The organism is Pseudomonas serbica (assembly GCF_028823535.1).
Taxonomy (GTDB): domain Bacteria; phylum Pseudomonadota; class Gammaproteobacteria; order Pseudomonadales; family Pseudomonadaceae; genus Aquipseudomonas; species Aquipseudomonas serbica.
The window spans coordinates 209449-224336 of sequence record NZ_JAQIYM010000001.1 but is presented as its reverse complement, the minus strand read 5'-3'; the positions used below and the strand labels follow the sequence as shown (position 1 = coordinate 224336).

The following is a 14888-nucleotide window of genomic DNA, read 5'->3' as shown; positions in this document are numbered from 1 at the left end:
CCCACGGGTTCTTCGGCAAGTAATGAAGGGTGTGGGTTAACAGGCGAAGACCGATGATAAAAGCAAAAGCAGGCAAGCCAATGGAAGGGTCGCGGAGTCGGTCGCAGATCATCGTGCTGTTCATCGCACTGATTATCTTCATCATGCTGTTGTTCGCCAATTTCGCGTACCTCAATACCCAGGCCACTTACGACAAACAGTACATTGGCCACGCCGGTGAGCTGCGCGTGTTGTCCCAGCGCATTGCCAAGAATGCCACCGAAGCGGCCGCCGGCAAGGCCGCTGCGTTCAAGTTGCTGAGCGATGCGCGCAACGATTTTGCCCGGCGCTGGAGCTATCTGAAGAAAGGCGACCCCGCTACCGGCCTGCCACCGGCGCCGGCCAGCGTGCGCCCGGAAATGCGCGCCGTGCAACTGGACTGGGAACGCCTGCTGAAAAACACCGACGCCATCCTGTCCAGCGAACAGACGGTGTTGTCGCTGCACCAGGTCGCCGCGACCCTGGCCGAAACCGTGCCGCAATTGCAGGTCGAATACGAAAAAGTGGTGGAAACCCTGCTGCAACGCGGAGCGCCGGCTGCGCAGGTGGCGATGGCCCAGCGTCAATCACTGTTGGCCGAACGTATTCTAGGGGCGGTCAATACCGTGCTGTCCGGCGACGAGAACTCGCAACAGGCCGCCGATGCGTTCGGCCGCGATGCGGCGCGTTTCGGCCAGGTGCTCAACGGCATGCTCCAGGGCAATGCAGCCCTGCGGGTCAGCCAGGTCGAGGATCACGACGCGCGCGCGCGGCTGATGGAGATTTCCGAGTTGTTCGAGTTTGTTTCCGGCTCTGTGGACGAAATCCTCGAAACCTCACCGGAGCTGTTCAAGGTCCGTGAGTCGGCCACTAATATCTTCAGCCTGTCGCAAACCCTGCTCGACGAAGCGTCCCAGTTGGCCAGCGGCTTCGAGAACCTCGCCGGGGGACGTGACACCGACACCATCGGCGGCTATGTCCTGGGCCTGGCGGCGTTGATGTCGATCATCCTCATCGGCCTGGTAATGGTGCGCGAAACCAATCGCCAGCTGCGCGAAACCGCCGAGAAGAACGAACGTAACCAGAACGCGATCCTGCGCCTGCTCGACGAAATCGAAGACCTGGCCGACGGCGACCTGACTGTGACCGCCACGGTCACCGAAGACTTCACCGGGACCATTGCCGATTCGATCAACTATTCCGTGGACCAACTGCGCGATCTGGTGGCGACGATCAACCTGACCGCCGGCCAGGTCGCTGCCGCCGTGCAGGAAACCCAGGCCACTGCGATGCACCTGGCGCAGGCCTCGGAACACCAGGCCCAACAGATCTCCGAGGCCTCTACCGCGATCAACGACATGGCTGAGTCCATCGACCAGGTGTCGGCCAACGCCGCCGAATCCTCGGCGGTGGCCGAGCGTTCGGTGGAAATCGCCAACAAGGGCAACGAGGTGGTGCACAACACCATCCATGGCATGGACAACATCCGCGAGCAGATCCAGGACACCGCCAAGCGAATCAAGCGCCTTGGCGAGTCTTCCCAGGAAATCGGCGACATTGTCAGCTTGATCGATGACATTGCCGATCAGACCAATATCCTCGCCCTCAACGCGGCGATCCAGGCGTCCATGGCCGGTGATGCCGGGCGTGGTTTCGCGGTAGTCGCCGACGAGGTGCAGCGCCTGGCGGAACGCTCGTCGGCCGCGACGCGGCAGATCGAGACCCTGGTGCGGGCGATCCAGGCCGACACCAACGAAGCGGTCATTTCCATGGAACAGACCACCACCGAAGTGGTGCGCGGCGCGCGTCTGGCGCAGGATGCCGGGGTGGCCCTGGAAGAAATCGAAGGGGTATCCAAGACCCTGGCGGCGCTGATCCAGAGCATTTCCAACGCCGCACAACAACAGACGTCGTCTGCCGGTCAGATTTCCCTGACGATGAACGTGATCCAGCAAATCACCACGCAGACCTCGTCCGGCTCTACCGCCACCGCCGAGAGCATCGGCAACCTGGCGAAAATGGCCAGCCAGTTGCGGCGTTCGGTGTCCGGATTCACCTTGCCGGCCACCCAGGCGCAGGTCGCGGACAAAGCTTGAACCGCCCCCGGGCATGGCTATCTTGATTGAAGTGGGGATTGGAGTGGTTATGGGTGATCGGCACGACTATGTGGCCCTCGAATGGGTCAAGGGCGAAATTGCCGAAACGCTGAAGCAGGCTCATCACGCGATCGAAACCCAGCTTGATGACCCGCAGGCGACGCACGCCCTGAGCGAATGCCTGGCGTGCATCCATCAGGTTCACGGCAGCCTGCAGATGGTCGAGTTCTACGGTGCGGCCTTGCTCGCCGAAGAAATGGAGCAACTGGTCAGCGCCTTGCAACATAATCGCGTCAATCATCGCGACGAAGCGTTGCACCTCATGCTGCAAGCGCTGGGACAATTGCCGATTTACCTTGATCGCGTGCAAGGCGCCCGCCGCGATTTACCTCTGGTGGTATTGCCACTGATCAACGACCTGCGCAGCGCCCGAGGCGAAAGCCTGTTGTCGGAAACCAGCCTCTTCAGTCCGCAGTTGCCCGGCCTGGCTCCACTGGACGAAGCGTCCCTGGCGAGTCTGGCGCCTGCGGAACTGCCGAATGTACTGCGCAAATTGCGGCAGATGTTGCAGATGGCCCTGGTCGGTTTGCTGCGTGAACAGGACGACGACACTCATCTCGGGTATCTGGCCAAGGTTTTCACGCGTTTGGAAAGTTTGTGCGATTCCGCGCCCCTGAGCCCGCTGTGGCAGGTCGCTTCGGCGCTGGTCGAAGGCATGCGTGCCGGCGCCATCGCCAACAGCCCGGCCTTGCGCAGCCTCTTCAAGGAGGCCGACAAGGAACTCAAGCGCTTACTCGAAGAGGGCATGCAGGGTATCAATCATCCGCCGCCACCCGAGTTGCTCAAGAGTTTGCTGTTCTATATTGCCAAGGCCGAACATCCCACCGGGCAGATGCTGACCATGAAAGATCGCTACGCACTGGATGATGCATTGCCTGACAGCGCGATGGTCGACGAAGAACGCGCACGGCTGGCTGGTCCCGACCGGGACGCCATGCGCTCGGTATTGTCGGCATTGTGTGAAGAACTGGTGCGGGTCAAGGAGCGCCTGGACCTGTTCGTGCGCAGCGACCGGCAGCATGCCTCGGACCTCGACAGTCTGCTCGCGCCCCTGCGGCAAATCGCCGACACCCTGGCGGTGCTGGGCTTCGGCCAGCCTCGCAAGGTGATCATCGATCAACTGGCCGTGGTGCTGAGCCTGGCCCAAGGTCAGCGCGCACCCGATGACGCGATTCTCATGGACGTGGCCGGCGCCTTGCTTTACGTCGAAGCGACGCTGGCCGGCATGGTCGGCACCGTGGAGCCGGAAAGCCAGGAAGACAGCCGCCTGCCCACCACCGACCTGACGCAGATCCACCAGATCGTTATCAAGGAGGCGCGCATCTGCCTGCAGCAGGCCAAGGACATGATCGTCGACTACATCGATGCCGATTGGGACCGTCAGCACCTGCAGGCACTGCCGGCTTTGTTGACCCAGGTGCGCGGTGCGCTGGCGATGATTCCGCTGAGCCGTGCGGCGAGCCTGATCGAAACCTGTAATCAGTTCATCCGCGAGCACCTGCTGCTTGAGCCGGGCCAGCCTGGCTGGCAGGCGCTGGACAGTCTGGCCGACGCCATCACCAGCATCGAGTATTACCTGGAGCGCCTGAGCGACGACCCCGCAGCCCCCGGTGAACAACTGCTCGACGTGGCGCAACGCAGCCTGGCTGCGCTCGGGGTTTTCCCCAGTGAACAACAGGTGCCGGTGCTTGCCGATATCTTGAGCCCTGGCGAAGCACAATCCCTGCGCCAACAGCAGGAACAGGACGCGCCGGCAATCGTCCAGAGCCTGGCCGATGTGCTGGCCAACCCGGTCTCGGCCTTGAACCCGCCCGCGCTCGATACGCCGGGCAGCCTGTTGCCGCCGCCGTCAGGCGAAGCGCCGGTGGACGAGGAATTGCGCGAAGTGTTCCTCGAGGAAACCGAGGAAGTGCTGGAGATCCTTGGTGAGTATTTGCCACGCTGGACGGCGAACCCCGCCAACCGATCGGCCCTGAGTGAACTGCGCCGCGCCTTCCATACCCTCAAGGGCAGTGGCCGGATGGTGCGCGCCCTGGTGCTTGGCGAACTGGCCTGGGCCATGGAAAACCTGCTCAACCGCATCCTCGAACAGAGCGTGCAGCCTGGCGCCAGCGTGTACCAGCTGCTCGGTGAGGTGCTCGATCTACTCCCGGAACTGATGGCCGAATACGCCGCCGATGCCCAGCGCCAACGTGACGATGTCGATCGGTTGGCGGCCCGTGCCCATGCCTTGGCCAAGGGCGAAGCCACGGCAGCGGACGAGGACACCCTGGACGTCGCGGCCCTCGACCCGCTGTTGCTGGAAATCTTCCGCAAGGAAGCCGAGACCCATCTGAATAGCCTCAACCGTTTTCTCGACCAGGCCGCCGAACACCTCCCGCTGGCGGCCAGCGATGAGTTGCAGCGCGCCTTGCACACGCTCAAGGGCAGTGCGTCGGTAGCCGGGGTCCTGCCGATTGCCGAGCTGGCGACGCCGCTGGACGAACTGGCCCGGGAATATAAAGCCCACCTGATCGCACTCGACCTGGACGAAGTTGAAGTGCTGCTGGAGGCCGAAGGTTTGTTTCGTCTTGGGTTGCGCCAGCTCAAGAGCGATCCGCTGGCTGAAATCCCCGGTTCCCGGGCCTTGATCGAGCGTGCCAGGACGCTGCTCGCCGAGCGCCTGAAAACCCTCTCGAACACGCCTAGCAGCGGCCTGCGGATCAAGCGTGACCCGCAGCTGATCAACAACTTCCTGGCCCAGGGCATGGACATCCTGCTGGACGCCGAAAGCCTGTTGCGACGTTGGCAGCAGCATCCGGGCGAGCGCCAGGAGCTCAGTGCATTGCTGGACGAATTGACCACCCTCGGCGAAGGTGCGCACCTGGCTGACCTGCAACCGGTGGACGAGCTCTGCGAAGCCTTGCTCGACCTCTATGGTGCGGTGGAAGAGAGCAGCCTGGCGGTCAGCGAAGCGTTTTTCCATGAGGCGCAAGGCGCCCACGAAGCGCTGATCAACATGCTCGATGAGTTGGCGGCCGGCCAGGAAGTCAGCCCGCGCCCGGAAAAAGTTCGGGCCTTGCACGGCTTGCTCGATCAAAGCCTCGACCCATCCGCCATGGGCCTGATTCGCAGTGACGGCAGTCGCACCTTGAGCATCCGCGAGCTGGGCGACGCCACCGCAGAACTTGAACGCGCGCTACCCCCTGTGGGAGCGAGCCTGCTCGCGATGGACCCACAGGCGCCGCGGTCATCCAATGACAACGCGTCATCGTTAACGTCCATCGCCGGCAAGCCGGCTCCTACAGGGGGCCACGCTACCGGCCTGGACAACGACATCGTGTCGATTTTCCTCGAGGAGGCCGAGGATATCCTCGAAAGCGCCAACCATTCCCTGCAACGCTGGATTGGCGATCCGCAAAATGCCGCACCCTTGTCGTCGTTGCAGCGCGATCTGCACACCCTCAAGGGGGGCGCGCGGATGGCCGAGGTCGAACCGGTCGGTGATCTGGCCCACGAACTGGAAAGTCTTTATGAAGGGCTGGTGGACCGCCGTTACAGCCACAGCGCAGGGCTCGCGCAGTTGCTGCAACAGAGCCATGACCGTCTGGCGCAGTTGCTTGAACAGCTGAAAAATCATCAAGTCCTGGGCGACCCCGAGAACCTGATCGAAGCGATTCGTGCGTTCAGGCAAGGTCACGCGAGCAACGTCGAAGTGATCGAGGCGCCAGCCGGCAACGACTCGGCCCATCATGATGGCGAGTTGCTGGACATCTTTCTTGAAGAAGGCTTCGACATCATCGAAAGCTCCGGCGCGGCGCTGTTGCGCTGGCAGGCTGAGCCGTCGAACCGCCAGGAATTGGAAACCCTGTTGCGCGACCTGCACACCCTCAAGGGCGGTGCGCGCATGGTGGAAATCGCTCCGATCGGCGATTTGGCCCATGAGCTGGAGTTTCTCTACGAAGGTCTGTCCACCGGCGCGCTGCAACCCACCGCGGCGTTGTTCGAACTGCTGCAGCGCAGCCATGACCGCCTGGCACAGATGCTCGACGCGGCGCGTGCCGGTGAGCCATTGCCGCCGGCCGACCGGCTGATCAACGCCATCCAGAACTTCAGTCACCCGGTACTGGCTGAAACCCCGGCGCCGCTCACCGTGGCGGCAAAAGCCGAGCCGCCACAGCTGCAACCCGAAGCTGGGGCAGACATGGTCAAGGTCTCGGCGGAGCTGCTCGACGACCTGGTCAACCTGGCTGCTGAAACGTCGATCTTTCGCGGTCGCATCGAGCAGCAGGTGAGCGACGCGCAGGTGGCGCTCAACGAAATGGAAACCACCATCGAGCGCATGCGCGACCAGTTGCGCCGACTCGATACCGAAACCCAGGGCCGGATCCTCAGCCGTCAACAGGTCGACGCCGAGCGCCTGGGCTACGAAGAATTCGACCCGCTGGAAATGGATCGCCACTCGCAATTGCAGCAACTGTCGCGTGCCCTGTTTGAATCCGCCTCTGACTTGCTCGACCTCAAGGAAACCCTCGACCGGCGCAACCAGGACGCGGAAAACCTGTTGCAACAGCAGGGCCGCATCAACACCGAATTGCAGGAAGGCCTGATGCGCACGCGCATGGTGCCGTTCGAACGGATGCTGCCGCGCCTCAAGCGCATTGTCCGCCAGGTGGCCAGTGAGCTGGGCAAGGACGTCGAGTTCATCGTCGGTAACGCCGAGGGCGAAATGGATCGCAATGTGCTCGAGCGCATGGCCGCGCCGCTGGAGCATATGCTCCGCAACGCCGTCGACCATGGCCTTGAACCCGCAGATGTGCGAGTGGCGGCGGGCAAACCGGCGCAAGGGCGGATCACCCTGGACCTGTTGCGTGAAGGGGGTGACATCATTTTCGATATTCGCGACGACGGTGCCGGCGTGCCACTGGAGATGGTGCGACGCAAGGCGATCAAGCGCGGCCTGCTCGAGCCTGGCAGCGTCATCAGCGACCACGACGTGTTGCAATTCATCCTGCAGCCGGGGTTTTCCACAGCCGAGAAAATCACCCAGATCTCCGGGCGTGGTGTCGGCATGGACGTGGTGCACGAAGAAGTGCGGCAGCTGGGCGGTACCATGAGTATCGACTCGGTGCCGGGGCAGGGCGTGCATTTTCGCATTCGCCTGCCGTTCACCGTGTCGGTCAACCGGGCCCTGATGGTGCAATGCGCGGAGGACCAATACGCGATCCCGCTGAACACCATCGATGGCATCGTCCGCGTATTGCCCAACGAGCTTGAAGGGCATTTCCGTCTTGATCCGCCGACCTATGAATACGCCGGGCAGCGCTATGAATTGTGTTACCTGGGCGAGCTGCTGAAAACCAGCCCGCGTCCACGTCTGTCGGGCCAGAGCCTGCCGTTGCCGGTGCTGCTGGTGCAATGCAACGAGCGGCATATTGCAGTGCAGGTCGATGCCATGGCGGGCACGCGCGAGATCGTGGTGAAAAGTCTCGGCCCACAGTTTGCGGCGGTGCAAGGGGTGTCCGGGGCAACGATTCTGGGGGATGGCCGGGTGGTGCTGATTCTGGATCTGCTGGCGCCGGTTCGCGCCATGCAAGCCCGTACGCCGCAACATGCGGCGAGTCACGAAGTCGAGGTCGAGCCACAGCGGCCATTGCTGGTGATGGTGGTCGACGACTCGGTCACCGTGCGCAAGGTCACCAGCCGTTTGCTCGAGCGCCACGGCATGAACGTGCTGACCGCCAAGGACGGTGTCGACGCCATGCTGCTGCTTGAAGAACACAGCCCGGACCTGATGCTGCTGGACATCGAAATGCCGCGCATGGATGGCTTCGAAGTCGCGACCCAGGTGCGCAACGATGAGCGTCTGCGGCATCTGCCGATCATCATGATCACCTCACGCACCGGCCAGAAACACCGCGACCGGGCCATGGCCATCGGCGTCAACGACTACCTTGGCAAGCCTTACCAGGAATCGGTATTGCTCGAAAGCATCGCCCTGTGGAGCAAGCCCCATGCATGAGCGTCGCCACGACTCGCGCGACAGCCAGCTCACCGGCCTGCTGCTGCCCCTGGCCGACCGCAACCTGATCCTGCCCAACGTCGCAGTCGCCGAGCTGATCGATTACCAGTCCGCGGCCTTCAACCTGGACTCACCGCCCTGGTACCTGGGACGGGTAGCGTGGCGAGACCGGCAGATTCCTTTGCTCAGCTTCGAATCGGCGTGCGGGCAGAAAATCGTCATCGGTGAACGCGCGCGAATCGTCATTCTCAATGCGCTCGGCGGTCGCCCCGAGCTGAAATTCATCGCGCTGCTGGTGCAGGGAATTCCGCGCTCGTACAAGCTCGACAGTCAGTTGAGCTACGTGGATGTGCCGTTGTGCTCGTTGGAGAAAGCGGCGGTTCAGGTGGCGGATCAAGTGGCCAAGGTGCCGGATTTGCTGGCGCTGGAGGAGTTGTTGGTGAGCGCCGGGCTCGCCTGAAGTGCCCCTTCGCGAGCAAGCCCGCTCCCACATTTGGATCGAGTTGCGCACAAACTCTGTGTTCACCGCGGTCCAATGTGGGAGCGGGCTTGCCCGCGAAGGCGTCAACCCTGACGACGTGACTTTCCCGGTTCATTAACCTGAGCGTAACAATCCGCCACTCTGCTTGATTGATGCCCCCACCCAACGCTCCTACTGTGACCCCCACGACAGCGAACCCGTGGAGTGGTCATGACAACAACAATATCCCCCGACTCGCGATGGACGCGGCGGCGTAGCGAAAAGCAGCGGCGTCTTGCGCAGGTGCGAGACCTGGCTGACGGTGTGGTGTTGCCCACCGACAAGATCGTGGCGGCACTGGAGGCGTTGATCCTGCCTGGCGACCGCGTGGTGCTGGAGGGCAACAACCAGAAGCAGGCGGATTTTCTTTCACGTTCCCTGGCCAAGGCCGACCCCGCGAAGCTGCATGACCTGCACATGATCATGCCCAGCGTCGGGCGCTCCGAGCACCTGGACCTGTTTGAACGCGGCATCGCCCGCAAGCTCGACTTCTCCTTCGCCGGTACCCAGAGCCTGCGCATCAGCCAGTTGCTCGAAGACGGCCTGCTGGAGATCGGCGCGATCCACACCTACATCGAGCTCTATGCGCGACTGGTGGTCGACCTGATCCCCAACGTGGTGCTCAGCGCCGGTTTCATGGCCGACCGCGCCGGCAACATCTACACCGGGCCCAGCACCGAAGACACCCCGGCGCTGATCGAGCCGGCGGCCTTCAGCGACGGCATCGTCATCGTCCAGGTCAACCAGTTGGTGGACGACGTCAGCGACTTGCCGCGGGTCGACATTCCCGCTTCCTGGGTCGACTTCGTGGTGGTGGCGGACAAGCCGTTCTACATCGAGCCGCTGTTCACTCGTGACCCCCGGCACATCAAGCCGGTGCATGTGCTGATGGCGATGATGGCGATTCGCGGGATCTACGAAAAACACAACGTGCAGTCGCTCAACCATGGGATCGGCTTCAACACCGCGGCCATCGAGCTGATCCTGCCGACCTACGGTGAATCCCTCGGCCTCAAGGGCAAGATCTGCCGCAACTGGACGCTCAATCCCCACCCAACCCTGATCCCGGCGATTGAAAGTGGCTGGGTCGAAAGTGTGCATTGCTTCGGCACCGAACTGGGCATGGAAAACTACATCGCCGCCCGGCCGGACGTGTTCTTCACCGGGCGCGATGGCTCCCTGCGCTCCAACCGGATGTACAGCCAACTGGCCGGGCAATACGCGGTGGACCTGTTCATCGGCGCCACCCTGCAAGTCGACGGCGACGGCCATTCTTCCACCGTGACCCGCGGTCGCCTGGCCGGTTTCGGTGGCGCGCCGAACATGGGCCACGACCCGCGCGGTCGCCGCCACGGCACACCAGCCTGGCTCGACATGCGCCACGCCGATGCGGCCGAGCCGATGCTCGAACGCGGCAAGAAACTGGTGGTGCAAATGGTCGAGACCTTCCAGGAAGGCGGCAAACCGACCTTCGTCGAAACCCTCGACGCGGTGGAGGTGGCGAAGAAAAGCGGCATGCCGCTGGCGCCGATCATGATCTACGGCGACGACGTCACCCACCTGCTGACCGAAGAAGGCATCGCCTATCTGTACAAGGCCCGTTCGCTGGAAGAGCGCCGGGCCATGATCGCCGCCGTGGCCGGGGTGACCGCCATCGGCCTGCGCCACGACCCCAAGGACACCGCGCGCATGCGCCGCGAAGGCTTGATCGCCTTGCCCGAAGACCTTGGCATCCGCCGCACCGACGCCACCCGCGAATTGCTCGCCGCGAAGAGCGTGGCCGACCTGGTGGAGTGGTCCGGTGGCCTCTACAACCCGCCCGCCAAATTCAGGAGCTGGTAATGCACGCACTCAACCTGCAACCGAAAACCCTGAGCCTGGCCGAACGCCTGGCAGACCTGGCGGTGGACGCGTTGATCGACGAGGCGGACCTGTCGCCGAAACCGGCGCTGGTCGACCGCCGCGGCAATGGTGCCCATACCGATCTGCACCTGGGGCTGATGCACGCCTCGGCGCTGGCCTTGTGGCCGGCGTTCAAGGAAATGGCGCAAATCGCTATCGAGATCGGCGAGGTCGGATTGCCGCTGCGCGAGGCCATTGGCCTGATCGGTCGTGAAGGCGAACAGGCGATGCTTGCCACCACCAACGGCGTGAATACCCATCGCGGGGCGATCTGGGCGCTGGGCCTGTTGGTCGCCGCGGTTGCGCTTGAACCGCAATCCAGCGCCGCCGGCCCTGTCGCCTTGCGCGCCGCACGCCTGGCCTTGCTCGATGATCGTTACGCACCGAGTCCGCTGAGCCATGGCGCCCAGGTCGCTCAACGCTACGGCGCACGGGGTGCCCGTGAGGAAGCGCAGCTCGGTTTCCCGGCAGTGACCCAACGCGCGCTGCCGCAACTCAAGTGCAGCCGCGCGGCCGGCCATGGCGAACAGAACGCGCGGCTCGATGCGCTGCTGGCGATCATGACCAACCTGGCCGACACCTGCGTGCTGTATCGCGCCGGGGAAGAGGGCCTGCACACCATGCAACTGGGCGCCCAGGCCGTGCTCGACGCGGGCGGCAGTGCCAGCCTCGCCGGGCGTCGTCGGCTGCACGTGCTGGACCAACAATTAATCGCATTGAATGCCTCGCCCGGTGGCGCTGCCGACCTGCTCGCAGCCTGCCTGTTCATCGATCGTATCGAGTCTGGCGATGGCATTACTCAGGGAGCGTTTTGATGGAAACCTTATCCTTTGAATTCCCCGCCGGTCAGCCGCCACGCGGTCGCACGCTGGTGGGTTGTGTAGGCTCGGGCGATCTGGAAGTACTGATCGAACCGGGTCAGGCCGGCAAGCTGACCATCACCGTGCAGACCTCGGTCAACGGCAGCGAACAACGCTGGCAGCACCTGTTCGCGCGGATGTTCGACGGCCAGACCCCGCCGGCCATGGACATCGATATCCACGATTTCGGCGCCACGCCCGGCGTGGTCCGCCTGCGCCTGGAGCAGGGCTTCGAGGAGATCGGTCATGACTGACAGTACAGCACTTCTCCATAAGCACAGCTTCGTCGAACTGGGTGCGCGGCAACGGGCCAAAGCCTTGCTCGATGCCGGCACCTTCCGCGAATTGCTCGACCCGTTCCAGCGGGTCATGTCGCCGTGGCTGTCGCGCCAGGGTGTTGTGCCACAGGCCGATGACGGCGTGGTCATCGCCAAGGGCAGCCTCGAGGGTTTGCCGGTGGTGATCGCGGCCATCGAAGGGGCCTTCCAGGGCGGCAGCCTCGGTGAAGTCGGCGGGGCGAAAATTGCCGGGGCGCTGGAACTGGCTGCCGAGGACAACCGCAAGGGCATCCCCACCCGCGCCGTGTTGCTGCTGGAAACCGGTGGCGTGCGTTTGCAGGAAGCCAATCTCGGGTTGGCGGCGATTGCCGATATTCATGCGGCGATTGTCGATCTGCGCCAGTACCAGCCAGTGGTTGGCGTGGTGGCGGGCAGCGTTGGTTGTTTTGGCGGCATGTCGATTGCCGCCGGGCTGTGCAGCTACCTGCTGGTGACCCGGGAAGCGCGTCTGGGCCTGAACGGCCCACAGGTGATCGAACAGGAGGCGGGGCTCGAGGAATATGACTCGCGGGATCGTCCTTTCATCTGGAGCCTCACCGGCGGCGAGCAACGGTTTGCCACGGGGCTGGTGGATCGCTACACCGATGACGACGTCGCGCAGATTCGCCAGCAGGTCGGTGAACTGCTCAAGCAAGGGTTGCCCGCGCAGCCACGCAGTACTCAGGCCGAGCTGTTTCTGCAACGGCTGGCGCGCCTGGACGCCGAACCGCAAATCGAACCGGCGACGGTTCGCGATCTGTATCAAGGAGAGCGCCCATGAGTGCCTATTCCCTCAGAGGCTTGAACTGGTTCAATGCCTTGGCTGCCGCTGCCAAGCCGGTCGACGGTGTGCCGGCCTCGCTGAAAGTGGCGGATGGGTTTCTAGGTGAACAAGCCGTGCGGTTTATCGCCGTGGTGGCCGACCCTGGCAACCGTTTCGTCCGCGCTCGTCATGGCGAAGTCGGTCTGCTCGAAGGCTGGGGCCTGGCCAAGGCGGTGGACGAGATGATCGCCGCCGATCACGGCAAGCCGCAAAAACGCGCCTTGATCGCCATCGTCGACGTGCCCAGCCAGGCCTATGGTCGCCGTGAAGAAGCCCTCGGCATTCATCAGGCGCTGGCCGCTGCGGCGGACAGCTATGCCCGCGCCCGTCTGGCCGGGCATGCCGTCATCGGTCTGCTGGTGGGCAAGGCCATGTCCGGGGCGTTTCTCGCCCATGGCTATCAGGCCAACCGGCTGATTGCCCTGCGCGATCCGGGCGTGATGGTGCACGCCATGGGCAAGGCCTCGGCGGCGCGGGTGACCTTGCGCAGTGTCGAAGAATTGGAAACCCTGGCCGCCAGCGTGCCGCCGATGGCCTATGACATCGACAGCTATGCCAGCCTCGGCCTGCTCTGGGAAACCCTGGCGGTGCAGCAGATCGAACAGCCTACCGCGGCGGATCTGGCGCGGGTGAGCGAATGCCTGGTCCAGGCGATCGACGATGTCGCGCACAAGGGCACGGATCTCAGCGGTCGACTCGGCGCGGCCAATCGCGCGGCCTCAAGCAAGGTTCGCCAATTGCTGAGGGAGCAGTGGTGAGCCGTTACCTGGCCCACGACCTGCTGTGGGGCATGACCCCGCAGCAGTTGCCCGTGGATGCGCCTGCCTGGGCGATTGAGTCGATCGAAGCCGGCCAGCCCGTGGTGGTGCGCCGCGCGCCTTCGACGGCGGAGCGGATTGCGGTCGGCGTGCGTGGCCGTTTGCGTGAGCAGCGTTATGGGACCTCGATGGCGATCGCAGCGATCACCCGTCGGGTCAGTCCGGAACAGCTGTGTCATGTCCATACTCACCGCGACCTGCCCGCGCTTGAGGCCTTGGCTCAATTGCGCCCCGTACTCGATGCCTGCGGTTGGGCCTGGGGTGTCAGCGGTAGCGCCGGGTTTGAATTGGCCAGCGGCTTTGCAGCGCTGCATGAGGCCAGCGATCTGGACCTGATTCTGCGCACGCCACAAGCGCTGACCCGTGATCAGGCTCGGGAGTTGCTGGCATTGCTCGATGCGGCGCCCTGTGGGGTGGACATGCAGTTGCAGACTTCGTCTGGCGCTGTCGCCTTGCGTGAATGGGCGAGCGCTTCCACTCGGGTCCTGCTCAAGAATGCCACGGCAGCCTGCCTGGTGATCGACCCATGGAACCCCCGGGAGCAGGCAGCGTGAGCAGCTTGCTGGTGTTCCCGGGTCAGGGTGCGCAGCGGCCGGGCATGCTTCAGGGTTTGCCTGGGGAAACCCTGAGTGAAGCCTGCGATGTGTTGGGTGAAGACGTGCGACTGCTTGATTCTGCCGAGGCATTGCGATCGACGAGGGCGGTGCAACTCTGCCTGCTGATCGCCGGTGTGGCGGCCGCACGGCAGTTCTCATTGCCGGCGGATTACGTCGCCGGGCTGTCCATTGGTGCCTACCCGGCCGCGGTGGTCGCCGGTGCCCTGGAGTTCAGCGATGCGCTGCACCTGGTCAACCTGCGCGGTGAGTTGATGCAGCAGGCGTATCCACAGGGCTACGGGATGACCGCGATCATCGGCCTGGAACTGGCGGTGGTGGAGAGTTTGCTGGCCCGGGTCCACAGCGTCGATACGCCGGTGTACCTGGCCAATATCAATGCCGAAAACCAGGTGGTGATTGCCGGCAGTGACGCCGGGATGAAGGCGCTGGCCGAACTGGCAAAAGCACGCGGGGCAGGGCTGGCCAAGCGTCTGGCGGTGAGTGTGCCGTCGCACTGCCCGCTGCTGGATGCGCCGGCGCAAACCCTGGCCGAAGCGTTCGCCAATGTGAAGCTGCAAACGCCGAAGATTGGCTACCTGAGCGGCAGTCGTGCGCGCCCGGTGATCAAGGTCGAGGCCTTGCGCGACGACCTGGCCTACAACATGTGCCGCGTGGTGGATTGGCGCGGCACGGTGCAAAGCGCCTACGAGCGTGGCGTACGCCTGCAGATCGAACTGCCGCCCGGTGCGGTGTTGACCGGGCTGGCGCGCCGGGTATTCGAACAGGGCACCGTGATCGCTTTCGACGGTGCCCGGCTCGATACCCTGCAGGCGCTGTTGCGTGAGGAGGGACGTCGCCACCCCTAGACACCCTGAGG

The 14888-nt window shown here is 63.8% G+C and carries 10 protein-coding genes; all 10 read left to right on the top strand.

The window, feature by feature from the left end:
- The first annotated feature begins 53 nt into the window (after positions 1 to 53).
- The 10 genes from NQL71_RS00965 (at position 54) to mdcH (ending at position 14877) form a co-directional block, all read left to right on the top strand.
- Positions 54 to 2114 carry a methyl-accepting chemotaxis protein gene (locus NQL71_RS00965; protein WP_046818324.1) on the top strand — a complete coding sequence of 687 codons (2061 nt, stop codon included), beginning with the start codon at positions 54 to 56 and terminating at the stop codon, positions 2112 to 2114.
- Between the two features lie 49 nt (positions 2115 to 2163).
- Entirely contained in the window at positions 2164 to 8175 is a 6012-nt protein-coding gene (locus tag NQL71_RS00960; protein ID WP_274642169.1) for an Hpt domain-containing protein, read from the top strand.
- The gene (locus tag NQL71_RS00955) at positions 8168 to 8635 is read left to right on the top strand and encodes a chemotaxis protein CheW (RefSeq protein WP_046818322.1); all 468 of its coding nucleotides are present in this window, start codon (positions 8168 to 8170) and stop codon (positions 8633 to 8635) included. Before NQL71_RS00960 ends, NQL71_RS00955 begins: the two co-directional genes overlap by 8 nt.
- Positions 8636 to 8866: 231 nt before the next feature.
- Positions 8867 to 10537 (top strand): malonate decarboxylase subunit alpha, encoded by a 1671-nt coding sequence (gene mdcA, locus NQL71_RS00950; RefSeq protein WP_046818321.1) that lies wholly within the window; start codon positions 8867 to 8869, stop codon positions 10535 to 10537.
- Positions 10537 to 11412, top strand: coding sequence for a triphosphoribosyl-dephospho-CoA synthase (locus NQL71_RS00945; RefSeq protein ID WP_274642168.1), 876 nt, complete (start codon positions 10537 to 10539; stop codon positions 11410 to 11412). Before mdcA ends, NQL71_RS00945 begins: the two co-directional genes overlap by 1 nt.
- Positions 11412 to 11711: a malonate decarboxylase subunit delta gene (locus NQL71_RS00940; protein WP_034147532.1), complete on the top strand. Its 300-nt coding sequence runs from the start codon at positions 11412 to 11414 to the stop codon at positions 11709 to 11711. Before NQL71_RS00945 ends, NQL71_RS00940 begins: the two co-directional genes overlap by 1 nt.
- Positions 11704 to 12555, top strand: coding sequence for a biotin-independent malonate decarboxylase subunit beta (locus NQL71_RS00935; protein ID WP_248685954.1), 852 nt, complete (start codon positions 11704 to 11706; stop codon positions 12553 to 12555). The genes NQL71_RS00940 and NQL71_RS00935 overlap by 8 nt, the downstream gene beginning before the upstream one ends.
- On the top strand, positions 12552 to 13355 hold the full coding sequence (mdcE, locus tag NQL71_RS00930) for a biotin-independent malonate decarboxylase subunit gamma (protein WP_248685953.1): 804 nt from the start codon (positions 12552 to 12554) through the stop codon (positions 13353 to 13355). Before NQL71_RS00935 ends, mdcE begins: the two co-directional genes overlap by 4 nt.
- The gene (locus NQL71_RS00925; protein ID WP_077184693.1) at positions 13349 to 13969 is read left to right on the top strand and encodes a malonate decarboxylase holo-ACP synthase; all 621 of its coding nucleotides are present in this window, start codon (positions 13349 to 13351) and stop codon (positions 13967 to 13969) included. Before mdcE ends, NQL71_RS00925 begins: the two co-directional genes overlap by 7 nt.
- On the top strand, positions 13966 to 14877 hold the full coding sequence (mdcH, locus tag NQL71_RS00920; RefSeq protein ID WP_274642167.1) for a malonate decarboxylase subunit epsilon: 912 nt from the start codon (positions 13966 to 13968) through the stop codon (positions 14875 to 14877). Before NQL71_RS00925 ends, mdcH begins: the two co-directional genes overlap by 4 nt.
- The last annotated feature ends 11 nt before the right edge of the window (positions 14878 to 14888 follow it).